Origin of the sequence: Phreatobacter stygius (assembly GCF_005144885.1) — a bacterium.
Taxonomy (GTDB): domain Bacteria; phylum Pseudomonadota; class Alphaproteobacteria; order Rhizobiales; family Phreatobacteraceae; genus Phreatobacter; species Phreatobacter stygius.
On record NZ_CP039690.1, the window covers coordinates 2,375,960 to 2,399,075 of the forward strand.

Genomic DNA, 23,116 nt, shown 5'->3' on the forward strand with positions numbered 1-23,116 from the left:
AACGTTGTTCAAGAGATTTTTGAACGATGTTCATAAATTTTCTGAAGGCCGGGAAAAGCGGGATGGACATCACTGAACGACGGGCGAAATTGCGTGAGGCGTTGATCGACGCCGCCGACGAGGCCATCGGCCGCGACGGCCTGTCGGCGCTGAAGGCCCGCGCGCTGGCCGAAGCGGCCGGCTGCGCCGTCGGTGCCATCTATAATGTCTTCCCCGACCTCGACGCGCTGATCTACGAGGTCAATGCCCGCACCTTGAAGCGCCTCGATGCGACGCTCGGCGCCGGCCTGCCGGCCGACGATCCGGAGGCCGCCATGCAGGCCCTGGCGCTCGGCTATCACCGCTTCTCACGCGCCGACAGCCGGCATTGGCGCGCCGTCTTCGCCCATCAGATCCCGGACGGAGCGGTTCCGCCGGACTGGTATCTCGGCCTGGTCGGCCGGTTGTTCCGCCACATCGAGGAACCGCTGGCGACGCTTCTGCCGCATCTCGATGGCCAGATCCGGCAATCGCTGGCCCGCACCCTGTTCTCGGCGGTGCATGGCATCGTCTCGATCGGCCTCGAGGAAAAGCTCGGCTCGACGCCGGACGAGATCATTGCCCGCGGTTTGAAGCTGATGGTGCGCGCCTGGGTCGCCGGCCTGCCGGTCGCAACGGCGCCACGCCCGGCTATTCGACCCTGACGGTGACGCTGGCGCTGCGGCCCTCGGCGTCGATCACCGACAGCGTGGTGAAGCCCGGCCCGTCCGGCGCGACGCTTGCCTGACGCTGCGCGCCGAAGCGAGCCACCGGGCGGCCGTCGACCAGCACGGTAAAGGGCGGCCGGCCGCCGGTGGTGCGCACCGGCAACGGCTCCATGGTGCCGGTCGCGGCCCCCAGGTCGATGCGCACGCCATCCGGCGGGAAGGCGATCTTCAGGTCGCGCGTGTCGCTGGCCTCTTCCCGCGTCGAGCCGAAACGGCGCAGCGGCGGCGGCAATTGCCCGTTGCTCATCGACGCCACCGAATCCGGGCGCCCCGGCAGCGGTGCATAGGGCCCGAGCCGGGCGAAAGCATCGAACAGGATCGGCGCGGCCGCCGTGCGGCCGGTAATGCCCGGCACCGACGAGCCATCGGGACGGCCGACCCACACCGCGATGGTGCGCTGGCCGTCGAAGCCGATCGCCCAGGCGTCGCGGAAGCCGTAGGAGGTGCCGGTCTTGAAGGCGTAGCGGCCAGCAAGCGCGGCTTCCGGCGCGGGCGCCTCGGCAAGAATGTCGCCGACCGCCCAGGCGGCGGCCTCCTCGGCCAGCGGACGCGGCGCGGCCGGCGCCGGAGCGTCGCGCCGCTCGATCAGCGCCGGCATGTCGCCGAGCCGCGCCAGGCCCGCATAGAGCGCGGCAAGATCGTTCAGCCGCAAGCCGACGCCGCCGAGCCCGACCGCCAGTCCCGGCACCTCGCCGCGCGGCAGCACCGGCCGCACGCCGGCCTGTTCCAGCCGCGAGAAGAAGCGCTGCGGGCCAACCGCCTCGAGAAGCGCGATCGCCGGCACGTTGAGCGACATTTGCAGGGCGGTGCGGGTCGACACGGTGCCCTGGTAGCCGCGATCGAAATTGACCGGGGCATAGCTGCCGAAGCGCGACGGCCGGTCCTCGATCAGCGTCTCGGGATGGGCGAGGCCGGCCTCGAAGGCCAGCGCATAGATGAACGGCTTCAAGGCCGAGCCGGGCGAGCGGACCGCCCGGGTCATGTCGACGGAGCCCTGCCGGTCGTTGTCCAGCGGGTCGGCGGCGCCGATCCGGGCGATCACTTCGCCGGAGCGATGGTCGATCGCCACCAGCGCGGCGGAGATCTTGGCCCCGACCGCCCGCGCCCGCTCGCGCAGCAGCGCCTCGAGCGCCTCCTGGTGGTTGCGATCGAAGGTCATGCGGTGAACCCGCCGGGCCGGATCGGCGGCGACCGCCTCGGCCGCGGCATGCCAGGCGAAGGCCGGCATCGCCCGGCGGGCGACCGGCATGCGTTCGGCCTTGCCGGCCTCGACCTGTTCCGGTTTCAGCACGCCGGCGAGCAGCATGCGGTCGAGCACCCGGTCACGCGCCCGCCGGGCCCGTTCGACGAAACGGTCCGGCCGGCGTGTCTCCGGTGCCTGCGGCAAGGCGACCAGCAGGGCGGCTTCGCCCGGCGACAACCGGCGCGGCTCCTTGCCGAAATAGGCGAGCGAAGCGGCGCGCACGCCTTCGACATTGCCGCCATAGGGCGCCAGCGACAGGTAGAGATCGAGGATGCGCTGCTGGCCGAACTCGCGCTGCAGGCGCACCGCCCGCGCCATCTCGCGCAGCTTCACGGCGATCGACCGGCCGTCCTCGCGCTTGTCGATCAGCCGGGCCACCTGCATGGCAAGCGTCGAGCCGCCGGAGACGATGCGGCCATTGGTCAGCCACTGGCCGGCGGCGCGGGCAAGCGCCATCGGATCGACGCCGGGATGGCTGTCGAAGCGCCGGTCCTCATAAGCCTTGAGCATGCGCAGGAACAAAGGATCGACATCCGCCACGGCGCCGGGAAAGCGCCACATGTCGTCGTCGGTCTGGAACGGCCTGAGCAGCCGGCCATGACGGTCGACCACTTCGCGCGAGAACGGCGTGGCCGAACCATCGGGCCCGGCCCCCATTTGCCAGAGCACGATGCCGCCCGCGAGGCTGGCGAGAACGATCCCGCCGCCCGCGAGCACCAGCAGGCGCCGCCGGATCACGGCGCGCCGCCCGTCACCTCGGCCTGGCCGACCGCGGTGCGCGCCGAACGCTCCGGCCGATACATGTCCTCGATGGTCGCCGGCGGCACGACATACCGGCCGGGTGTCACCGCGCGGATCATATAGGCGACCTGCCAGCTGGCCTTGGCGCCGCCGGAACGGCTATAGGCCGCCATGAACCGGTCGTCGCGGAAGGCCTTGTAGTCAGGCTGCACCTGTTCGGCCGGCAGCCAGCGCAGCGCCGAGGTCTCGGCACTGGCGATCAGGCTCGGATTGTCGATCTCGAAGCCTGCCGGCAACCGGTCGACCAGCATGATCTGGCCGAGCTGCGGCACCGCCTCGGTGACATTGAGCACGACCACCAGGCGGGTGCCCTGGGCGACCCGGGCGATGTCCACCGGCCGGCCGTCCAGCGCCATGTAGCGGCGCTGCAAGGTGAAGCCGTTGGACGCCGGCGGCTCGGGGGCGGCCGGCGTGCCCGTGGCGGTCACCACGGCGCGCACCGCTTCCGGTCCGGTATTGCGCAAGGCCAGGCCGTCATTGACCTCGGCCGAACGCAGGGTGCGGGCGAGCGCGCCCTGATGCGCCGCGCCGCCGACATCCAGCGAGATGCGCTTGGCGTCCTCGATCAGCGCCTGGGCGGCAAGCACCAGCCAGACCTTTTCCTGGGTCGACAGATAACGCGTCCGGACCCGCAGATCCTCGACCACTCTCTGGGCATCCAGGATGATGCGCTGGGTCAGCCGCGCCTCCGAGCCGAGCGCCATCAGGGCCGCCGCATCGCGCAGGCGCGAGCCATAGTCGAAACGGCCGAGATCGGTCTGGCGGCCATCGCGCAGCAAGGCCACGGCGGAGGTGAACACCCGCTCGGCCCGGCCGGTATCGCCCATCAGGGCGAGCGCCGCACCGAGCTGACCGCGCGCCACCGGCGTGCTGATCTGGCCGAGCTGGGTATCGGCGAGCCAGCGCAGCTCGGACAGCGAGCCCCGGCCGGCGCGTGCCAGCACATAATGGGCGTAGGCCAGGTCCATGCCCTTGTTGTCGCCGACGCCATTGGTCGAGGCGACCAGCGTCCGCAGCCGGTCGATCGCCGACTGGAAGGCCTGATTGGGCACGCCGTAGCCCTTCTCGCGGGCGCGCATCAGGAAGTCCGTGACATAGGCGTCGAGCCAGGGATCCTCGTTCGAGCCGGCGGTCCACAGGCCGAACGAGCCGGTGCCCGATTGCCGCGACAGGATGCGGTCGATCGAATCGCGGATGCGCTCGGCGACCGGTGTCTCCATGCCGAGCCCGCCTTCGGCGGCCGACAGCACGTCGAGATAAAGCAGCGGCAGCGCGCGGCTGGTGGTCTGCTCGGTGCAGCCGTAAGGGTAGCGATCGAGCGCCATGATCAGGCCGGGCACGTCGATGGCGGTCGACGGGCTGACCGAGACCGCCACCTGGGCCGACCCCGGCACGAAACTGCCGACCAGGTCCCTGGAGACCGTGACCGCCTCGCCGGGATTCATCGTCATGACGGTCCGCAGCGAAACGTCGGGCAAGGCCGGGCGCACGCCGAGCGAATAGCGCGAGGTGACATCGAGCCCGTTCGGGCCGGTCAGCCTGACGCCGAGCCGGCCGATGCCGAGCCCGTCGGCCGAGAGCGGCACCGAGACGGCGCCACGGCCGCCATTGGCGGCCAGCCTGACCGTCGATTGCGCCTGGCCGACCTGCAGCGGCCCCTCCGGCGTCACGGTGACGCGGTAGTCGCCGGCTGGCGCTTCGGCATTGACCAGGTCGAGCCTCAGCGTGCCGCGGTCGGCATGGCCGAGCACCCGCGGCAAGGTTGCGGTCACCACCACCGGATCGCGGGCAATGACGTCGCGCGACGCCGAACCGTGCTTGGTGGTGGTCCAGGCCATGGCCATCAGACGGACCGTGCCGTTGAAGTCCGGAATGTCGAACACCGCCTCGGCCCGGCCATCGGGGCCAACGGTCAGGATGCCAGAGAACAGCGACAGCGGCTGCTGCGCCGGCGGCGCGCCGGTGAAGCGGTTGGACGGGCCGTCGCCGCCGGAGCGGATCGAGCCGCGCGCCGCCGACATGCCGTCGATCAACAGGCCGTAGAGATCGCGCACTTCGGCCGACAGCCGGCGCTGGCCGAGATAATAGTCGTCCGGCTTCGGCGCCTGGTAATTGGTCACGGTCAGGATGCCGAGATCGACGGCGGCAACCGTCACCCGCGCCTCGTCGCCCGGCTGCAGGCCGTCGACCTTGACCGGCACGCGCAAGGTGGTGCGCGGCGAGATCTTCTCCGGTGCCTCGAGGCTGACCCGCAGCCGCCGCTCATTGGTATCGACGCCGAACCAGGCAAGGCCGATCGCCCGGCCCGGCATGCGCGAGGCTGCCGCATCCAGCGGCCGGCGCAGGAACACCGTGGCATAGGCGCCGGCGCCCCAATTCTGGCCGACCGGAAGGGTCACCTTGCTCTGGCCCTGCGGCACCTCGATGGTCTGTTCGGCGAGCAGCCGGTCACCCAGCACCGCCACCGTCGCGGTGCCGGCGAAACGTGAATTGATCGACACGGTCATGGTCTCGCCGGTCCGGTAGGACGGCTTGTCCAGGCTCATTTCCAGGACATCCGGCGTGTCGGCCGTGCCGCCGGCGCCGTAACCGGATTCGAACACCACTGTTGTCATCGGCCCGGCGAGATCGCCACCCGAGACCTCCAGGCGATATTTGCCCCAGGCCACCGGCACCTGAATGCGGCCGGCCTGGCCCGGCGTCGTCTCGACCTGGCCATCGGCAATCCGCCGTGTCGTGACGATCGCCTGGCTGCCCCAGCCGCTGACGCCGCGTGTCCAGGTCCAGCGCGTCTCGAGCTTCAGCACCTGCCAGGTCAGCGCGCCGCGGGTTCGGGTCCGCCCGTCATTGGCAACCCCGATGACCTCGAACGACGCGGTCTCGTTCTCGGCGACACGATTGGCCTCGAACAGCGGCTTGACGCCGATCAGCGGCGTCCCCGGCAGCACCGGCAAGGTGGCGGTCCGTTCGACCGCGCGGCCGCCCGGTTCGGCGACGCGCACCTGCAGGCGGGCCGACAGGGGGCGCGTGGTGTCCTCCATCCTCGGCAGCGCGGCGCCAAGCGTCACCCGGCCACGCTCGTCGGTCTTGATGCCGTCGGGCAGCGGCTGGCGGTCGCGTTTGGTCTCTTCTTCGCCAAGGCCAAAATTGAAGCCAGGGAAATCCGGCAGGCCGGTGGTGGTCTCCATCACCACCTCGCCTTCGACGGCGAGATCGGCGCCCGGCAGGCCGAACAGATAGCGGGCGTCAACGGTGGCGCCGAACGGGCTGCCACGGGTCAGCCGCTGGCTCGCCGGCGTCAGGTCGAAGGCGATGCGGTCGGGCACGAAGTCCTCGACCATGAAGCGGACTTCACCGGCGGTCGGGCTGCGCGGATCGGTGATGGCCCGCACGCGCCAGGTTCCGGTGGGCGCCGACGACACGATCGGGATCGGCACGGCGCGCGCGCCGGCACCCTGGTCCTGGGTGACGATACGGCGATATTCGACGCCATCCGGCCGCTCGACGATCAGCGTCAGCGGCATGCCGGTGACCGCGTCGCCCTTGGCGTCGCGCAGCAGCGCCGTCAGGTAGACCGTCTCGCCCGGCCGGTAGATGCCGCGCTCCGGCACCAGGAAGGCATCGAGCGGCCCGCTCAGTTCACGCCCTGCAACGCCGCGATCCGAAAGATCGAAGGCCGGCTGGCGCAGGTTGAGGAAGGCATAGTCGCCCTGGGCGGTGGTCGCCACCAGCAGGGCCGGCGTCAGTGCGCCCTCGCCGCGCGTCAGGCCCGGCTCGAACCGGACATGGCCGCTCGCATCGGTGCGCTTGACGCCCAGAACCTCGTTGTTGCGGGCCAGCAGCCGCACTTCGGTCTCGGCCAGCGGCTTGGCCGAGTTCAGCGAATGGACGAAGCCGTGGACGCCGTCGACGCCCGAGAGCGCGGTCAGGCCGAGATCCGAAACGATGAACCACTGCGCCACCAGGCCGCTATCCGAACTGTCGCCGTCGCTGTCGGAGCGCCGCTGCGCATTGGTCGGTTTGGCGGTGATGACATAGACGCCCGGCTCCAGCGCCCTGACCGCCTCGTCGACCGGAAAGGCCGTGGTGACATCGGCGTTGAGACGGTTCTCCACCGTCAGCTTGCCCTTCCAGGCCGACATGCCGCGCTCGGTGATGAGCTGGCGCATTTCGTAGCCGTCGAGCGGCTTGGGGAAATCCTCGGCCACCGTCTGGGCGATCGAACGGTCGCCGAGCCGGACGATCTCGACATCCACCGAATCGACATTGACGCTGATCACCGGCAGGCCGCGCTGGCCGGAGCGGGGCAGCACATAGGCGCGCCCGGTGAAGCGCACCGACGGCGTGCGGTCGCGGACATAGACCGTCGCTTCGACATTGCGCGTCAGCGTCTCGCCGGGAATCTCCGAGGGCAGGCCCTGCAGCAGCTGGAACGAATAACGCTCGCCATGGCGCAGGCCGTCGACGCAGATCTGCCGGTCTTCCACCGTGATCGGCGGATTGGTCGCGCCGGTCTGGCGCACGAAGGGGGCGAAATCGGTGCGGCCCTTGCGCAGGTTCTCCGAGAAGACGAAACAGGCGCGCGGGCGCATGCCGTCGGAATCGATCTTCGTTTCACGCAGGCGGAAGCCATGCTGGTCGCGCAGGCGGGTATAGGCTTCGCGCGCCTCCGGCGTGTCGCGGGCCTCCACCACGGCGCGCGCGATGTCGATGGCGAAGCGCCATTGCTGGCGCGCCACCATGACCTGGCGCAGCTGGGCCAGTGCGAAGGCTTCCTCATTGCGGTTCTGCGAACGCCGATAGGCGAGATAGGCAGCGCCCACCACGTCGTCGCGCAGCTGCTGCCGCTCGCGCCAGTCATTGGTCACGACGCTGCCGAGCGCCTGCGAGTAGCGCACCCAGGGCGCGGTATCCGGCGCCGACCGCAGCGCGATGGTTTCCCAGAACCGGGCGGCGGCGCGGAAATCGCCGCGTGTCGTGGCGGCATCGGCATCGCGCCTGACATCGGCGATCGGCCGGGTGTCGGTGGCGGTCTTGCCTTCGATCGAGACCTCGAACTTGCGGGCGAGTTCGTTGAGGTCGTCGCGCTGGAAGGCCCTGAGCGCCGGTAGCGCCGGCGCCTGTGCGACCGGGGGACGCTGCGGCTGGGCGCCGGGCTGGCCCTGTTGCGGTCGCGGCACGGGCTGGGCCGGACCCTGCGCGAGATCGACGATCTCGGGTTCAGGCGCCTGGGCAAGAACGGAATGGGGGGTCGAAAAAGCAAAAGCCGCGGCAAGAACGAGCGGCCCCGCGGCCGCAAGGAGACCTCGGATGCGCATAGCATTATCCTCTGCAGCGATCCGACGCCCCCGACGGCCGCGCAGGCGTGAGTGGACCACCCCGCTCACCTTACGGCAATCAGGAGAGATACGGGCTTGTCCTAGGGTGCAATGTCAGCCGTAGGGGATTCTCCGCAGATCCTCGGTTGGAGCGGCGGGTTATTCGGCCTGGATCCCGGCGTCGCGAATCATCCGCGCCCAATTGCCGATCTGTGCCTTGACGAACACCCCGAGCTCCTCCGGCGGCCCGGAAAAGGCGTCGAAGCCGACACCGGCCAGTTTCGTGGCGATGGCCGGATCGGCGACGATGGCGCGCAGTTCGCGGTTCAGCCTGGCGACCACATCGGGCGCGGTGCGGGCCGGCGCAAACACCCCGTTCCATGAGGTGATGTCGAATTCGGCGACGCCGGCCTCCTGCATCGAGGGCAGGTTCGGCAACAATTTGGAGCGTTCGGCGGTGGTCACCGCCAGCGCCCGGATCGCGCCGGCCTGGACCTGGGTCAGCGCCGCGGTGATGTCGACGAACATCATGGAAATCCGGCCGGCGAGAATTTCGGTGATCGCCGGCGGCGTCGAACGGAACGGCACATGCAGCGCCTCGAACCCGGCGCGGCGCATGAATGTCGCACCAGCCACGATGCCGGTGGAATTGCCGCTGGCATAAGACAGCTTGCCCGGATTGGCCTTGGCATGGGCGACCAGCTCGGCCACCGATTTCACCGGCAGCCGCGGATCGACCACCAGCATGAAGGGCAGGTTGCCGAGCCGGGCCACCGGTGCGAAATCCGCCACCGGATCATAGGTCAGGTTTTTCATCAGGCTCGGATTGGCCGAGTGCGTGGTGTTGGTCGTCATGAACAGCGTGTAGCCATCGGCCGGGGCGCGGGCCACGAAGGTCGCCGCCACCGAGCCGTTGGCACCCGCCCGGTTTTCCACCACCACGCCCTGGCCGAGCCGGCTCGACAGCTGTTCGGCAACCACGCGCGCCACCGTGTCGGTGCCGCTGCCCGCTGCGAAAGGCACGACCAGGGTGATCGGCCGCTCGGGAAAGGCGGCCTGCGCCAACCGCGTACCGGCGGCGAGCGCCGCCGCGCCGGCCAGCAAGGCGCGGCGGTCGATCATGGATCCGTGCATGGAAACCTCCCCTAGCGGCGAATGACCCGTTTCGGGTTCTCTTCGTATGGCGGCGTATAGACGACCAGCACGCGCACCGGCGTCGCGCTGGTCACCGTGAAGACATGCTCCATGCCGGCTGGAAAAAAGCAGCTGTCGCCGGGAACCATGTCGAAGCTCTGGCCGTCGATCTCGGCCCGCGCGGCGCCGGCCAGCAGATAGCAGATCTGGTCGATGCCGGGATGGGCATGGGGCAGCGCGCCATTGCCCTTCTCGATCGTGCCGAGCAGCATTTCGACGCTTTCGGCCCCAACCGTCTCGCGCCCGATCAGGCGGCGGTTGGTGGTGCCGGTGTGATTGGCGGGATGATAACCCGGCACGTCCGCCTCACGGACGTGGTAGCGGCGCGGCGCAACTTCGCCGGAGCGCCCGGTCTCGGCCGTCATGATCATCCTCCCGAAGACCGGTTCGTCCGGCCCGTCCCCGCTTCGGGGGCATTTTGCCCGGAGTGTGAGGACCGCCGCGGGACTGTCAAGCCGGCAGCCTTGCCGGCGCCCCGGCCGGCCAGGGTCTACGGCTCGGGTTTCGCCAGCTCCTCCTCGACCTGGCCGAGCCGGTCCTTGCCGAAAAACATCTCGGTCCCGACGAAAAAGGTGGGAATGCCGAACACGCCGCGCGCCACCGCGGCTTCGGTATTGGCGACGAGCATCGCCTTCACGTCCGCGTCCTGGCTGCGCGCGACCAGGCTCTCGCCATCGAGGCCGGCCTCGTTCAGGACCCGCAACACCACCACCGGATCGTCCATTTTTTCGCCGGCCTCCCACATCGCCGCGAGCACGGCCGGGACGTAGCGCTCGGCCACGCCGGCGATTTCGGCGGCGACCAGGCCGCGCATGATCAACAGGGTGTTGACCGGGAAATGCGGGTTGAAGCGAAACCGGCTGAGCCCGTGCCTTGCGACAAAGCGCCGGGTCTCCAGCATCTCATAGGCAAGCTTGCCCTTGATGCCGCCGAAGGCCTGCATCGGCGACTGGTTGTTGGTCGCCTTGAAGATGCCGCCGAGCAGGCAGGGCACCAGCCTGACGGTCGCAGCCCTGCGCGCGGCGATGCCCGGCAGCACCTGCCAGGCGAGATAGGCATTGGGGCTGCCGAAATCGAACAGGAACTCCACGGTCCTCGCGGCCGACACGGTCATGACCTCACCAGGCCTCCGTCCAGGGCCTGAGATCCATCTCATGGGTCCAGGCCGAGCGGCCCTGCCGGTGGAGCCAGACGTAATTGCGGGCGATCTCGTCGGGCTTCAGCACCTCGTCGCGCGCCAGCCGCTCGTCGAGATCGGGCAGCCGGCCGCGCGCGAAGCTGCCGTCAATGGTGCCGTCGATCACGACATGGGCGACATGCAGGCCCTTCGGGCCGAGCTCGCGCGCCATGCTCTGGGCCAGCGCCCTGAGGCCATGCTTGGCGCCGGCAAAGGCCGAGAACTGGGCACGGCCGCGCAGGCTGGCGGTGGCGCCGGTGAAGATCACCGTGCCGCGTCCGCGCGGCGTCATCACCCGCGCCGCCTCGCGGCCGGTCAGGAAGCCGGCGAGCGCCGCCATTTCCCAGACCTTGGTATAGACCCGGGTGGTGGTCTCGACGATCGGGAACCAGACATTGGCGCCGATATTGAAGACGACCACCGCGAGCGGCCCGATCTCGGCCTCGATACGGTCGAACAGCTCGACCATTTCGGTCTCTTCGCGCGCATCGACGCCAAACGCATGAGCCTTGCCGCCATCCTCGCGGATCGACGCGGCGAGCCGCTCCAGCGTGTCGAGATGGCGTGGCCGGCGGGTCAGGCAGACGGTCAGGCCATCGCGCGCAAAGGCGCGGGCAATGGCGCTGCCGACCCCCTCCCCGGCGCCGACGACCAGACAGACGCCTTGCCCGGCTTGTGACTGCTCCGCCATTGTCGTCGCCCCCGGCTCCCGGTCCGGGGCAGGTTCGTCTCGAAAGGCCGCGCGGTCAATCGTGCCGCCTTTAGCGCTCGACGATGACGGCCACCGGCCCGCCGCCGGGCGGTCCCTGATGTTCGGCGCCGCCCGAGACATAGATCATCGATCGCCCGACCAGCCCGCCAAGCGCGCCGGCGACATAGGCCCGGGCATGGCGGGTCGACGAAATATCGGAATCGTCCAGCATGGTGTGGCGCTCGCCGCGCAATTCGCCGTCCGGGCTCGCCTCGGCCTTGGCCAAAAGCGCCACCAGGTGGCTGCGCTGGCGCGGATCGAGCTGGCCGTCGGCCGGCAGCCCGACCCGGGCGAGCGCCGCCCTGACCGGCTCGATGTCGATGGCATCCGCCATGACCGCGTGGTCGATGGTGATGAGACCGGACCAGGCGGCCGAGCGGCCGAGCACGACGACCTCGTGATGGCTGAGCTCGACCCCGGCCGAAGCGCTGGCCCTGGCCGACCACAGGCTGAAATCGCGGCCGATCACCACGTCCGACACAGCCGAGCGCGGGACCTCGCCGAGCGCGACCGCCACGCCGAGCGACGATGCGCCGCGCGACAGGCCCATCGATTTCAAGGTGTCGCGCACCGCAACCGTGACGCCGCGAGCCTCCGCCTCGCCGATTCGCCTGTTGGTCAAGAGCGGACACTTGATCTGGACGAAATGAACATCCTCGGGGTCCTCGATCGCCGCCTGCCGCATCGCCGCCCGTACCGCCTCGGCAACCTGATCGACCTGGCCGAGCCGGCCGAGCGCTTCGGCCGGCAAGGCTGCGGTATGGACCCGTCCGATCGCCAGGGCCGGGCCGGCGAGCCCATCGCCTTCGACCCGCTCGAACACCGTCCAATGCGGCGACATGGCGCCTTCGGTGCCCCCCGACATGACGTAACAGACCTCGGCCGCGCGCTCAGGCCCGATATGGCGGGCAAGCGCCAGGCTCAGCGACTGCGTGGCAAACCCGCGGGAGAAATCATTGACGCAGCCATTGCCCTCGGTCTTGCCGAAGATCGCCAGGATGCCGCCCGGATCGATGGCCCCGGCCTGGATCGCGGCCTCCAGTCCCGAGGCGTCGTCGGGGCCGCTGGCAGCAAGGCGGTGAACGCGGGCGATCGGCATGGCGGCTTCCTTCGTGCTAGGCTCAACAACTGAGGCTGGAGGGTTTTAGCAAGCCCCGTGCCGGTTTTGCTTGACATCATCGGCAGGTGCCACTATCCGGTCGCCTCTCCGAAAAGGACCATTTTGTCCCGCGGCCGGCGCACGCCGTCGCCATGTCTTTAGGATCCGACCGATGTCGCGTCGTTGTGAACTCACCGGTAAGGGTGTTCTGGTTGGCCACCGGGTCAGCCACTCGAACATCAAGACGAAGCACCGCTTCCTGCCGAACCTGCAGAACATCTCCTTCACGTCCGAACTGCTCGGCCAGAGCATTTCGCTGCGCGTGTCGACCCACGCTCTGCGTTCGGTCGATCACAATGGCGGCCTGGACGCATTCCTGGCCAAGGCCCGCGCCGAGGTTCTCTCGCCGAAGGCCCGTCAGCTGAAGGCGACCATCGCCAAGAAGCGCGCCGAGGCTGCCGAGCCGGCCGCCGCCTGATCAGGCGTTAAGCTTCTGTAAAGATTTGACAACCGGCGCCGGGGAACTGGCGCCGGTTTTCGTTATTGCCGCTGCGTCATTGTCTCGCAGCGACCTGATCCCCATATCACGCTAAGTTGAGTCAAGCGCGGGTGGACCCCGTTTCTCGCGCAGTGGGGAGAACGATGACGACCAAAAGCCTTTTCCGCATGACCGCCGTGGCCTCCGTGGCTCTCATGCTGGGCGCGCTCGCAGCCGAAGCCCGGCCGGGCGGCGGCCGCTCCTCGGGTAGCCGCGGCAGCAACACCCATTCCGCCCCGCCCGCCACCAATACCGCGCCCTCGACGGCGCAGCCGATGCAGCGCACCACCGCGCCGACACCGGCGCCCGGCACCCAGCAGCCCGGCATGGGCCAGCGGCCTCCGGCGGCCAACCAGCCAGCGGCCCAAGGGTCGCGCTGGGGTGGTCTCGGCATGGGCCTCGCCGCGGGCTTCCTCGGCGCCGGCCTGTTCGGCCTGTTGTCCGGCGGCGGCTTCCTGAGCGGCCTCGGCTCGCTCATGGGCATGGTCGGCTTCCTGTTCCAGGTCGCCCTGATCGGCGGCGTGATCTTCCTGGTCGTGCGCTTCCTGCGCGGCCGGCGCGAACAGCAGGCTGGTGGCCCGATGCCGGCTCATGCCCGCATGGGCGGCGCCGACCCGATGCCGAACGGTCCGATCCCCGGCATGGCCGGCGGTTCGGTGGCCTCGCCTTCGGCCGCCCCGTCGGACAAGATCGGCGTGACCGGTCAGGACTTCGACCAGTTCGAGCGGCGCCTCCAGGAGGTGCAGGACGCCTATTCGCGTGAGGATCTGAACGCTTTGCGTGCAGTCGCGACGCCGGAAATGGTGTCCTATTTCGCCGAAGACCTGAAAGCCAATGCCGACAAGGGTGCGGTCAACCGCATCTCCAACGTCAAGCTGCTGCAGGGCGACCTGTCGGAAGCTTGGCGCGAGCAGGATGGCGACTATGCCACCGTCGCCATGCGTTACGGCCTGACCGACGTCACGCTGGAGCGCGCCTCGGGCCGCATCATCGCCGGCAATCCGCGCGGTGAAGAGGTCACTGAGCTGTGGACCTTCCGCAGGCCGCATGGCGGCACCTGGCAGCTGTCGGCGATCCAGCAGGCCGCCTGACATCTGCGGCAAATCGCTGCGCATTCGAAGCCCCGGCCGCAAGCCGGGGCTTTTTTCTGTCGATAGCCGGTTTCGGCGAAGGAATTCCCGGCCCGGGTGCCACGGCCGCGGACGTTAACCCTTTGATCATACCTGTTGACGAAAGCTTAACGAAACCGTTGCGAGCCGACAGCCTTCGTGGTTCCATTCTTCTCACCATGAAGACCGTCACGACCGAAATCCGTCTTGCTCGCATTGCCGATGCTCCGATCGTCGCCGAGGTGCACGACGAGGCTTGGCGGGCGGCCTATCGCGGCCTCATTCCAGGCGCCGAGCTGGAGAAGCTCATCTCGCGCCGCGGACCGGGCTGGTGGGAATCAGCGATTCGCAAAGGCAATCGCATAGCCCTGCTCGGGTTCGGCGACGAGGTCGCGGGTTATGCCAATTACGGGCGCAACCGGGCCAAGGCCTTGTCTTATGACGGCGAAATCTACGAGCTTTATCTCAGGCCCAAATTCATTGGCCTGGGGCTCGGCCGCAAGCTGTTCCAGGCCGCGCGCAAGGACCTGGTCGGCCACGGCCTCGACAGCGTCGTGGTCTGGGCCTTGAGCGACAATGACGCGGCGGTGAACTTCTACCGGGCGCTCGGCGGCAAGCCGGTGGCCCGCTCGTCCGAAACTTTCGGCGTCCGTTCACTCGACAAGACCGCTTTCGGCTGGACCGCGTAACGGCCTGATTTCCCTGGACGTCCCGTCTTCTTGCGGCCGCATCGCGCGGGCGCCCGGTCTTTTAGTCCTTAGGCGCACTTGCCGCCGAGGGGCCTAAGCCGCTATCGAGGCGGCACGATTTTCCGGAGAGCGTCCCGATGCGTATCGATGCCGTTTCGATTGGCAAGAACCCGCCCCACGAGGTCAATGTGATCGTGGAGGTCCCGGTTGGCGGCGAGCCGATCAAATACGAGATGGACAAGGAAGCCGGCACACTGGTGGTCGACCGCTTCCTCTACACATCGATGCGCTACCCCGGAAATTACGGTTTCATCCCGCATACGCTGTCCGAGGACGGCGATCCATGCGACGTGCTGATCGCCAACCAGCGCGGCATCGTGCCCGGCGCCATTGTCGCGGTCCGCCCGGTCGGCGTGCTGAAGATGATCGATGAAGCCGGCGGCGACGAGAAGATCGTCGCCGTGCCCGTGCCGCGGCTGACCCGGCGTTATGAGAATGTCCATGAGGCGACCGACCTGCCGGAAATCACCCGCCAGCAGATCGAGCATTTCTTCACCCACTACAAGGATCTCGAGCCCGGCAAATGGGTCAAGGTCGAGGGTTGGGGCGATGCGGCGGAAGCCCGCAGGCTAATCGAAGAAGCCATGGAGCGGGCCAACAAGGCCAAGACCTGACGACAAATCGGACCTGACGACAATCGGGCCTGACGACAATCCGGCCCGACGACGTCCGACGAAACCACCGGCCGGGATCAGCCCGGCCGCTTCGGACCGGCGGCCAGCGCCTCGGCCACCTTGGCGCGGATGTCGGCCAGCGAGAACGGCTTGGTCACCACGTCGTGGATCAGCGCGTCGAGCCCGTGGGCACGTTCGCGCTGGTCGGCATAACCGGTCATCAAGAGGATGATCAGGTTGGGAAATTGCGGCGCGGCGGCCAGCGCCAGGGCAATGCCGTCCATCAGCGGCATGCGGATATCGGTCAATAACAGGTCGAAGGCGCCGTTCTCGCGTTCGAGCAATTCGAGCGCCTCGGCGCCGTCACGGGTTTCGACCACCACGTGACCGTCGATCTCCAAGGCCCGGCGGACAAAGATCCGGACCGGTTCGTCGTCCTCGGCGATCAGCACGCGCGCCATGGCCGATCAGTCCTCGATGACACCGACAAAGGGCAATTGCCGCCAGGCATGGGCGACGTCCATGCCGTAACCGACCACGAAGACGTCGGGGCAGACGAAGCCGACATAGTCGGGTTGCAGGTTGATGGCACGTTTGCCGGGCTTTTCCAGCAGCACGCAGGTCCTGACACTCCTGGCGCCGCGCGCGCTCAGGAGATCCTTTGCATAGGTCAGCGTCCGGCCGCTTTCCAGGATGTCGTCGACCAGCAGCACGTCGCGATCGGCGACCGGGCTTTCGACGTCGTGCAGAATGCGCACCGAACCGCTGGAGACGGTGCCTTCGAGATAGCTCGACAGCGACATGAACTCGACCTCCGGCGCCATGCCGGCGGCGTCCATCGCGCGGATCAGGTCAGCGGCGAACACGAAGCTGCCCTTCAAGACGGCAATGACCAGAAGCCGCTCGGGGTTGGTGCCGGCGATTTCGCTCACCAGCTCCTTCTGGCGCTGGGCGATCGCCTCGGCCGAGAACAGCACGCGAATCTTGGAACGGTCCATCACAGGGCTCCGGGGAAGTCTTGCTCATGGCTTAGCGCGGCCTGATCGCCGCGTCATCTGCCGCCGGCGTCCTGGCGGGTGAAGAAACGCACCTCGACGGTCGCGCCGTCCGGTGGCGGCGAGGCCAGCCTGGAGCGGAACGGCGCGGCTTCGCCCGGCGCCAGCTGCGGCTTGGGCGCCGTCGCGGTCCAGGTATAGATCTCCTTGCCGGTCGCGTCGCGCACCGCCAGCCGCAGCCGCGGCAGGTCGATCGGACGGCCCGTGATATTGACGAGCTTGCCCTCGACCACCAGCACGACGACGCCATCGACGATTTCGTTGGCGCCCTTGACCTCCTGGAAATCGACGCCGCGCAGATTCACGGGAACGCCGAGCGTCTCGTAGACGGTGGCGCTGTCGGGCACGGTCCGGACCACCTGCTCGCGGCCGAGAAAGAAGGTCGCCAGGACCGCCATGCCGATGAGCACGATGGTCATCGGCACCGGCAGGCGGAGGCTGAACCCCTTCGACCGCGCGGCATAGGCGCGCTTGCGCCGTTGCGCGGCGCTCGATTCGATATCGCCGCGCGATGAACGCGGTTTCACCGGGCTTGCCGCCTGGCGATCGTCGACACGCGGTGGCAAGGGATCGGCCGGCATATCAGGGGCGATCGGTGGCGACTCGGCGACCGGCATCGCCGCCGATGTTTCCACGGGCTCGGAGCCTGGTCTGTCGCGGGCCTCTTCGGCGAAGGCCGCGCCCCAGTCGTCGTCGCCGGCGGCCTGGTTAGCGGTGGAACCGGAATGGGCTTCGGCCTCGGCAATGGCCGGTTCGGGCAAGGCGCTGTCGGGGGTCGCCAGCCAGACCGTCCGGCAACGGGCGCAACGCACCTGCCGCCCGGCATCGCCGAGCGCGGTCGCGGTTACCCGGAAGGCCGTCGCGCAGGACGGACAGACGATCAACATGAAACCTGCCCCGGGACGGATGTCCCTTCGATGCACCCTCGCTTGAGCGTGGTTAATCCGCCGTTAAGCGCGGGGCCCCGGCAGGCCGGAAACCGCGCCTTGGCGGTCCGAAACGCCAGGCCATGCCTGTGTACGATGGCGCGGCGCCGGCTCAGGTGGTCGCCACGATCGTCACGCCTTCGACAAGCCACAACCGTCACGTCATGGTGCGGCCTGCCGTTGGGCGTAAAGTCCGGCTCCGTGGCATGATCGCGTCCTTGCGAATCGCGCCCTGCAGCGCGGCCCGAATGAAAGAGACATTGCCCCTTGGTTCGTTTCGAGAATGTCGGTTTGCGCTACGGCCTCGGTCCGGAGGTGCTGCGGGATCTGTCCTTCGGCATCGACCCGCATTCCTTCCAATTCCTCACCGGTCCATCAGGCGCCGGCAAGACCAGCCTGCTGAAACTCCTGTTCCTGTCGCTCCGGCCGACCCGCGGGCTGGTGACCGTGTTCGACCACGACACCGCCCGGCTGTCGAAGGACGAATTGTCGGTGCTGCGCCGGCGCATCGGCATCGTGTTCCAGGACTTCCGCCTGCTCGACCATCTGACCACTTATGAGAATGTCGCGCTGCCCATGCGTGTGCTCGGCAAGGACGAGACCAGCTACCGTTCCGAGGTCGTCGACCTCCTGGAATGGGTCGGGCTCGGCCACCGCATCGACGCCTACCCGCCGATCCTGTCGGGCGGCGAGAAGCAGCGCGCGGCGATCGCCCGCGCGGTCATCGTCCGCCCGGAAATGCTGCTGGCCGACGAGCCGACCGGCAATGTCGATCCGCCGCTCGCCAAGCGCCTGCTCAGGCTGTTCGTCGAACTGAACCGCACCGGCACCGCCGTCCTGATCGCCACCCATGACCTGTCCCTCCTGGACCAGGTCGAGGCGCGCCGCCTGATCATCGACGACGGCTTCGTCTCGATCAACGACCCGCATCACCTCGAGGACGACCGGTGGTGATCGACCTGACCCCCTTGAAAGCCCTGTGGGCGCAGCTGGCCGGGCGCCTCGGACTGCCGGTACCGGCGCCGGCCGGCGACCCTGAAGCGGGCGACGACCGGCTGCCGGCGAGCAGCGGCGCATCACTGGTGCCGCCGTCCTCGATCGCCGGCCGGGCGCTGGTCGTCATCATCGCCATCATGACCTTCCTCGGCTCGCTGACCGTCGGCGCGGTCGACCTGGTGCGCACCGCCGCCGATGATTGGACCGCCTCGATCGTGCGCGAGGCGACCATCCAGATCCGGCCGGCGCCCGGCCGCAACCTGCAGGTCGACGTGACCCGCGCGACCGAGGTCGCCGTCCGTTTCCCCGGCGTCGCCGATGTCTCGCCCTATACGGCGGAAGAGACCGCCCGCATGCTGGAGCCCTGGCTCGGCACCGGGCTTGCGACCGACGACCTGCCGATCCCCCGGCTGATCGTGCTCCGGCTCGCCGACGACCGGCCGGCCGACCTGGCCGGGCTCAGGCGGGCACTGGTCGAGCAGGTGCCGAGTGCCAGCCTCGACGATCATCGCCAATGGTTCGACCGGCTCAAGGCCATGGCCCGGGCGGTCGTCATCGTTGGCCTGACCATCGTCACATTGATGATCCTGACAACAGGCCTTTCGGTGATCTTCGCCACCCGCGCGGCGGTCGCCACCAACCGCCCGGTGGTCGAGGTGCTGCATTTCGTCGGCGCGCGTGATGCCTTCATCGCCGGCGAATTCCAGCGCCACTTCCTCTGGCTGGCGCTCAAGGGAGGTCTCGCCGGTGGCGGTGCCGCGATCGTCTCGATCCTGACCGCCGGCCTCATCGCCTCGCGCTGGCGCGCCACCGCCGGCGGCGATCAGATCGAGGCTCTGTTCGGCACGTTCTCGCTCGGCTCGACCGGTTATGTCGGCATTGTCGTGCTGGTCGTGCTGGTCACCACGGTCGCCGCGCTGACCTCGCGCTGGACGGTCATGCGGACCTTGAACGCGATCGACTAGAACCTGCTACTGTAGGATCCGCTCGTAATTGATCCGGAACTGCCGCTGGTCCGGCCTGCGGCTGGTGTCGAGATTGTGCACGGCGACCGAGGTCTCGTAGCCCTGTGCGTCGAACACCGTCCACTGCCGGAGCGTGAAGTCATTGGCATTGAACAGGATCATCAGCCGGTTGGTGCCGCCGATGGCCTGGCGTTCCTCCAGCATCACGATGACATAGTCGGGATCGCGGGTGACCGACGTGACATTGGCGTCGCGCAGGATGTCGACACGATCCGACAGCAGGAAACGCAACGGCGTCTGCGACAGGGGATAGATGTCTTGCGTGTTCAGCCGTCGGTCGCGCACCGCCACCGACTGGCCGTCGGCGATGATCTCGACCGGGCTCGGCGCATTGTACTGGAAGCGGATCTTGCCGGGCTTGTCGAGATAGAGCTTGCCGGTGGTGCGCCGGCCGTCCGGCCCGACCTGGACGAAATCGCCCTGCATGAAGCGGATGCCGTTGAAATAGGCGTTCACCTGCTGGGCGATGTCACGCGTATCGGCGTCGATGCCGCGGGCGGCGCGCGGCGCCTGACGCCGGACCGGCGGGGTCAACGGCCCGGCGGCCGTCGTGGTCGGCGCCGGCGCCGGCGCGGCTGCCGGGCCGGGCGGCTGCGGCATGGCGGGCGCGGTCGGCGAATCGGTCGAGGGACGCACGGCCGGCACTGGCGCAACCCGCGGCGGGCCGCCTGACGGCGCTGCCGCGCCGGGTGCCGGGCCGGATGCCGGGCCGAGCTGAAGCGGCGCGCCCTGGGCGAGCATGATCGGGCGGTCGGAGGCAGCCGCAAGCGAGGCCGCCCCGAACAGCGCGACCCCGGCCAGCAGCAGACAGGCCGGTCCCGCGATTGTCAGGCGTCTCGTCATCGCAGCTCCATGATTGGCTGGCGCGGGTGATAGGCAGTCGATAGGGCGAATTCGAGGCGAAACCCGGCCCTCAATCCGCGCCCTCGGGCAGCAGGATCTCACGCTTGCCTGCATGATTCGCCGGTCCGACGATACCTTCCCGCTCCATCCGCTCGATCAATGAGGCGGCGCGGTTGTAACCGATCTGCAGCCGCCTCTGGATATAGGAGGTCGACGCCTTCTTGTCGCGCATGACCACCTGGATCGCCCGGTCGTAGAGATCCGCCGGTTCGTCGCCGAAAGCGCCCTTGTCGAACACGGCGCCGTCCTCGCCCTCGCCGTCGGCGGCCTCCTCGTCATCGGTGGTGACCGATTCCAGATAGTCGGGCGCGCCCTGCTGCTTCAGATGACCGACGATCCGCTCGACCTCCTCGTCCGAGACGAACGGGCCGTGGACGCGGCTGATCCGGCCGCCGCCGGCCATGAACAGCATGTCGCCGCGGCCGAGCAGCTGCTCGGCACCCTGCTCGCCCAGAATGGTGCGGCTGTCGATCTTCGAGGTCACCTGGAACGAGATGCGGGTCGGGAAGTTCGCCTTGATCGTGCCGGTGATGACGTCGACCGACGGACGCTGGGTCGCCATGATCAGGTGGATGCCGGCGGCGCGCGCCATCTGGGCCAGACGCTGGATGGCGCCTTCGATGTCCTTGCCCGCGACCATCATCAGGTCGGCCATTTCGTCGACGATGACGACGATATAGGGGATCGGGTCGAGGCCCATCTCCTCCTGCTCGTAGACCGCCTCGCCGGTTTCCCGGTCGAAGCCGGTCTGGACGGTGCGGGTCAGCAATTCGCCCTTCGAACGGGCTTGCGCCATGCGGGCATTGAAGCCGTCGATATTGCGCACGCCGAGCTTCGACATTTTCTTGTAGCGCTCTTCCATCTCGCGCACCGCCCATTTGAGCGCCACGACCGCCTTTTTCGGGTCGGTGACGACAGGGGTGAGCAGATGCGGAATGCCGTCATAGATCGACAATTCGAGCATTTTCGGATCGACCATGATCAGCCGGCACTGCGCCGGCGTCAGCCGGTAGACCAGCGACAGGATCATCGTGTTGATGGCGACCGACTTGCCCGAGCCGGTGGTACCGGCCACCAGCAGATGCGGCATCTTGGCGAGATCGGCGATCACCGGATCGCCGCCAATGGTCTTGCCGAGCGCGATCGGCAGCTTTTCCTTGGCGGTGATGAAATCCTGGCTCGCCAGCATTTCGCGCAGCAGCACGTTTTCGCGCCTGGCATTGGGCAGTTCGATGCCGATGGCATTGCGGCCTGGCACCAGCGCGACGCGCGCCGAGACCGCCGACATGGAGCGGGCGATATCGTCGGCAAGGCCGATCACCCGGTTGGAGCGCGTGCCCGGCGCCGGCTCGAGCTCGTAGAGCGTCACCACCGGGCCTGGCCGGACATTGATAATCTCGCCACGCACGCCGAAATCGTCGAGCACCGAGGCGAGCGTCGCGGCATTGTCCTGCAGCGCCTCGGTCGACATCGAGACGTCGCGTTCGGAGGGCTTGGGTTCGGTCAGCAGGTCGAGCGGCGGCAGCTCATAGCTGTCGTCGATGCCGTCGGGCGGCGGCAGCGGCAGCTTCTGCTGGACCGCCACCGGGCGGGGGGCGGGTGCCGGCGCGTGAATACGCGGGCCACGGCCATCGGCGGCTGGGCGGGGTTCGACCTCGAATGGCGGTTCGTCGTCGACGGGCGGCCGGCCGGCGAGGCCCGGCGCGATGCGCGGTGCATCCACCTCCGGCTCGTCCTGACGGACCCGGGCCGGCGGCGCGTGATAGGTCCTGGGCGCCCGTTCGGCGGCCGCCTCGACCACCGGCTCGCGGCGCGCGCCGGTTGCCCGGGCGGCCACCGGAAAGTCGTCGTCCGGTTCGGTGAAGAAGGCTTTCGCGCGTGCGGCGAGACCCGGTGTCGCCGGTTCGGCGCGGCCGGCAGGCGCGCCGGCCGCGGCGCGCGCCAGATCCGGCGCTTCGCCCGCCATGCGCTTCAGCTTGGCCTTGGCCGACAGGACGCCATGGGCCAGCGCGCCGAGGCTGTTGGCGGCAAAGCCGCTGAGCCGTCCCGGCTCCTGGTCGTCGCTGCCGCGCACGCGCACCGCCCGCGCCGGGGCCAGCTCGTCGGCGAGCTCCTCCTCGGGCGGCCGGGCCGCCTTGATCATGACGCCGGCGGCGATCGCCGCGACGAACAGCCCAAGCCCCAGAATGGCAATGGCGACGAAGCCGCGCGTCAGGCCGGAGAGATTGCCGGCAACCGCGCTGATCACCGCCAGGCCGCCGTCGCCGATGACACCGCCGATACCGGTCGGCAGCGGCCAGCCGCGCGGCGCCTGCACCACGGAAGCGGCAACCGCCAGGATCATGCCGGCGGCGATGCCGAGCGGAATCCGCAGGCCTTCGCGATCGAACGGCCGGTTGGTGACGAAGCGCCAGCCCCACGCCGCCGCGACCCCGATGAGGCCAATGGCGCCGAGCCCGAACAGCTGCATGAGCAGATCGGCGAGGATCGCGCCGGGACGGCCGACCCAGTTCTTCACCGGCGCATTGGTGGCATGGCTGAGCGACGGATCGCCGGCGGTCCAGGTCATCAGGGCAAGCGCGGCCAGGCCGACGGCGGCAAGGATCGCAAGGCCGCCGATCTGTCGGATCTTGCGGCGCATTGCACCCTTCATCGCTTCGGGAAAGATCGAAAGCCCGGTATGCCGCCGCGCCACAGCCATGTCGGTCGCATCCTGTGAAGGGAGGGCCGGACGGGACATCCGCGCGCAGGCGGACGCCCCGGAAAGCCATCCGGTTCGTGAACCTGAACTTAGCGAGGCAAGGGTTGACGGGTGATTAACCATCGCCCGATTGGCCGGGTCGCGCGCCCTGCTGCCGGCATAAAGAAAACC

Annotated in this window: 19 protein-coding genes; 7 read left to right on the forward strand and 12 right to left on the reverse strand. The window is 68.8% G+C overall.

Features of this window, described 5'->3' with window-relative positions:
• Window positions 1–62: 62 nt before the first annotated feature.
• Complete coding sequence (locus E8M01_RS10920) at window positions 63–683, forward strand: TetR/AcrR family transcriptional regulator (RefSeq protein WP_136960140.1); 621 nt, start codon at window positions 63–65, stop codon at window positions 681–683.
• On the opposite strand, the gene pbpC is transcribed toward E8M01_RS10920, so the two are convergent.
• From pbpC to atzD, 7 genes are all read right to left on the reverse strand, one after another.
• The gene (pbpC, locus tag E8M01_RS10925) at window positions 670–2,727 is read right to left on the reverse strand and encodes a penicillin-binding protein 1C (protein WP_246088679.1); all 2,058 of its coding nucleotides are present in this window, start codon (window positions 2,725–2,727) and stop codon (window positions 670–672) included. The two genes, E8M01_RS10920 and pbpC, sit on opposite strands and share 14 nt — an antisense overlap.
• Window positions 2,724–8,108 carry an alpha-2-macroglobulin family protein gene (locus E8M01_RS10930; RefSeq protein ID WP_136960141.1) on the reverse strand — a complete coding sequence of 1,795 codons (5,385 nt, stop codon included), beginning with the start codon at window positions 8,106–8,108 and terminating at the stop codon, window positions 2,724–2,726. Before E8M01_RS10930 ends, pbpC begins: the two co-directional genes overlap by 4 nt.
• A 159-nt stretch (window positions 8,109–8,267) precedes the next feature.
• Window positions 8,268–9,242, reverse strand: a complete 975-nt coding sequence (locus tag E8M01_RS10935) for a Bug family tripartite tricarboxylate transporter substrate binding protein (RefSeq protein ID WP_136960142.1) — start codon at window positions 9,240–9,242, stop codon at window positions 8,268–8,270.
• Between the two features lie 11 nt (window positions 9,243–9,253).
• Window positions 9,254–9,667, reverse strand: coding sequence for a cupin domain-containing protein (locus E8M01_RS10940; protein ID WP_136960143.1), 414 nt, complete (start codon window positions 9,665–9,667; stop codon window positions 9,254–9,256).
• 125 nt (window positions 9,668–9,792) lie between these two features.
• On the reverse strand, window positions 9,793–10,416 hold the full coding sequence (locus tag E8M01_RS10945) for a 2-hydroxychromene-2-carboxylate isomerase (protein WP_136960144.1): 624 nt from the start codon (window positions 10,414–10,416) through the stop codon (window positions 9,793–9,795).
• Between the two features lie 4 nt (window positions 10,417–10,420).
• Complete coding sequence (locus tag E8M01_RS10950; protein ID WP_136960145.1) at window positions 10,421–11,170, reverse strand: SDR family oxidoreductase; 750 nt, start codon at window positions 11,168–11,170, stop codon at window positions 10,421–10,423.
• Window positions 11,171–11,240: 70 nt separating this feature from the next.
• Window positions 11,241–12,329, reverse strand: coding sequence for a cyanuric acid amidohydrolase (gene atzD, locus E8M01_RS10955; RefSeq protein WP_136960146.1), 1,089 nt, complete (start codon window positions 12,327–12,329; stop codon window positions 11,241–11,243).
• A gap of 172 nt (window positions 12,330–12,501) precedes the next feature.
• Here atzD and rpmB point away from each other — a divergent pair, with 172 nt between their 5' ends.
• The 4 genes from rpmB to ppa all read left to right on the forward strand — a co-directional run bounded on the left by rpmB (window position 12,502) and on the right by ppa (window position 15,339).
• Entirely contained in the window at window positions 12,502–12,807 is a 306-nt protein-coding gene (rpmB, locus tag E8M01_RS10960) for a 50S ribosomal protein L28 (RefSeq protein WP_136960147.1), read from the forward strand.
• 164 nt (window positions 12,808–12,971) lie between these two features.
• Complete coding sequence (locus E8M01_RS10965) at window positions 12,972–13,958, forward strand: Tim44 domain-containing protein (RefSeq protein ID WP_246088680.1); 987 nt, start codon at window positions 12,972–12,974, stop codon at window positions 13,956–13,958.
• 197 nt (window positions 13,959–14,155) lie between these two features.
• Complete coding sequence (locus tag E8M01_RS10970; protein WP_136960148.1) at window positions 14,156–14,665, forward strand: GNAT family N-acetyltransferase; 510 nt, start codon at window positions 14,156–14,158, stop codon at window positions 14,663–14,665.
• Window positions 14,666–14,802: 137 nt separating this feature from the next.
• On the forward strand, window positions 14,803–15,339 hold the full coding sequence (ppa, locus tag E8M01_RS10975) for an inorganic diphosphatase (RefSeq protein ID WP_136960149.1): 537 nt from the start codon (window positions 14,803–14,805) through the stop codon (window positions 15,337–15,339).
• Window positions 15,340–15,416: 77 nt separating this feature from the next.
• Here ppa and E8M01_RS10980 read toward each other — a convergent pair whose 3' ends face one another.
• Genes E8M01_RS10980 through E8M01_RS10990 form a run of 3 tightly spaced genes read right to left on the reverse strand, consistent with a single transcriptional unit; the run spans window position 15,417 to window position 17,281 of the window.
• Entirely contained in the window at window positions 15,417–15,800 is a 384-nt protein-coding gene (locus tag E8M01_RS10980) for a response regulator (RefSeq protein ID WP_136960150.1), read from the reverse strand.
• Window positions 15,801–15,806: 6 nt separating this feature from the next.
• On the reverse strand, window positions 15,807–16,337 hold the full coding sequence (gene hpt, locus E8M01_RS10985; RefSeq protein ID WP_136960151.1) for a hypoxanthine phosphoribosyltransferase: 531 nt from the start codon (window positions 16,335–16,337) through the stop codon (window positions 15,807–15,809).
• 53 nt (window positions 16,338–16,390) lie between these two features.
• Window positions 16,391–17,281 (reverse strand): MJ0042-type zinc finger domain-containing protein, encoded by an 891-nt coding sequence (locus tag E8M01_RS10990; RefSeq protein ID WP_136960152.1) that lies wholly within the window; start codon window positions 17,279–17,281, stop codon window positions 16,391–16,393.
• Between the two features lie 306 nt (window positions 17,282–17,587).
• On the opposite strand from E8M01_RS10990, the gene ftsE reads away from it, so the two are divergent.
• Both ftsE and E8M01_RS11000 read left to right on the forward strand, forming a co-directional pair.
• A complete protein-coding gene (ftsE, locus tag E8M01_RS10995; RefSeq protein ID WP_136960153.1) occupies window positions 17,588–18,274 on the forward strand; it encodes a cell division ATP-binding protein FtsE in 687 nt (228 codons plus the stop codon).
• A complete protein-coding gene (locus tag E8M01_RS11000) occupies window positions 18,271–19,281 on the forward strand; it encodes a cell division protein FtsX (RefSeq protein WP_246088681.1) in 1,011 nt (336 codons plus the stop codon). The genes ftsE and E8M01_RS11000 overlap by 4 nt, the downstream gene beginning before the upstream one ends.
• Window positions 19,282–19,287: 6 nt before the next feature.
• On the opposite strand, the gene E8M01_RS11005 is transcribed toward E8M01_RS11000, so the two are convergent.
• Window positions 19,288–20,184, reverse strand: a complete 897-nt coding sequence (locus tag E8M01_RS11005) for an outer-membrane lipoprotein carrier protein LolA (protein ID WP_136960154.1) — start codon at window positions 20,182–20,184, stop codon at window positions 19,288–19,290.
• A 70-nt stretch (window positions 20,185–20,254) separates the two neighbouring features.
• Entirely contained in the window at window positions 20,255–23,068 is a 2,814-nt protein-coding gene (locus tag E8M01_RS11010) for an FtsK/SpoIIIE family DNA translocase (protein ID WP_425467717.1), read from the reverse strand.
• Between the last annotated feature and the right edge of the window lie 48 nt (window positions 23,069–23,116).

What these genes read in the sequence shown, in the direction of transcription:
- E8M01_RS10920 (WP_136960140.1), top strand. Translation starts at nt 63, where the DNA reads ATGGACATCACTGAACGACGGGCGAAATTGCGTGAGGCGTTGATCGAC.
- E8M01_RS10930 (WP_136960141.1), bottom strand. Translation starts at nt 8,108, where the DNA reads ATGCGCATCCGAGGTCTCCTTGCGGCCGCGGGGCCGCTCGTTCTTGCC.
- E8M01_RS10935 (WP_136960142.1), bottom strand. Translation starts at nt 9,242, where the DNA reads ATGCACGGATCCATGATCGACCGCCGCGCCTTGCTGGCCGGCGCGGCG.
- E8M01_RS10940 (WP_136960143.1), bottom strand. Translation starts at nt 9,667, where the DNA reads ATGACGGCCGAGACCGGGCGCTCCGGCGAAGTTGCGCCGCGCCGCTAC.
- E8M01_RS10945 (WP_136960144.1), bottom strand. Translation starts at nt 10,416, where the DNA reads ATGACCGTGTCGGCCGCGAGGACCGTGGAGTTCCTGTTCGATTTCGGC.
- E8M01_RS10950 (WP_136960145.1), bottom strand. Translation starts at nt 11,170, where the DNA reads ATGGCGGAGCAGTCACAAGCCGGGCAAGGCGTCTGTCTGGTCGTCGGC.
- atzD (WP_136960146.1), bottom strand. Translation starts at nt 12,329, where the DNA reads ATGCCGATCGCCCGCGTTCACCGCCTTGCTGCCAGCGGCCCCGACGAC.
- rpmB (WP_136960147.1), top strand. Translation starts at nt 12,502, where the DNA reads ATGTCGCGTCGTTGTGAACTCACCGGTAAGGGTGTTCTGGTTGGCCAC.
- E8M01_RS10965 (WP_246088680.1), top strand. Translation starts at nt 12,972, where the DNA reads ATGACGACCAAAAGCCTTTTCCGCATGACCGCCGTGGCCTCCGTGGCT.
- E8M01_RS10970 (WP_136960148.1), top strand. Translation starts at nt 14,156, where the DNA reads ATGAAGACCGTCACGACCGAAATCCGTCTTGCTCGCATTGCCGATGCT.
- ppa (WP_136960149.1), top strand. Translation starts at nt 14,803, where the DNA reads ATGCGTATCGATGCCGTTTCGATTGGCAAGAACCCGCCCCACGAGGTC.
- E8M01_RS10980 (WP_136960150.1), bottom strand. Translation starts at nt 15,800, where the DNA reads ATGGCGCGCGTGCTGATCGCCGAGGACGACGAACCGGTCCGGATCTTT.
- hpt (WP_136960151.1), bottom strand. Translation starts at nt 16,337, where the DNA reads ATGGACCGTTCCAAGATTCGCGTGCTGTTCTCGGCCGAGGCGATCGCC.
- E8M01_RS10990 (WP_136960152.1), bottom strand. Translation starts at nt 17,281, where the DNA reads ATGTTGATCGTCTGTCCGTCCTGCGCGACGGCCTTCCGGGTAACCGCG.
- E8M01_RS11005 (WP_136960154.1), bottom strand. Translation starts at nt 20,184, where the DNA reads ATGACGAGACGCCTGACAATCGCGGGACCGGCCTGTCTGCTGCTGGCC.
- E8M01_RS11010 (WP_425467717.1), bottom strand. Translation starts at nt 23,068, where the DNA reads ATGGTTAATCACCCGTCAACCCTTGCCTCGCTAAGTTCAGGTTCACGA.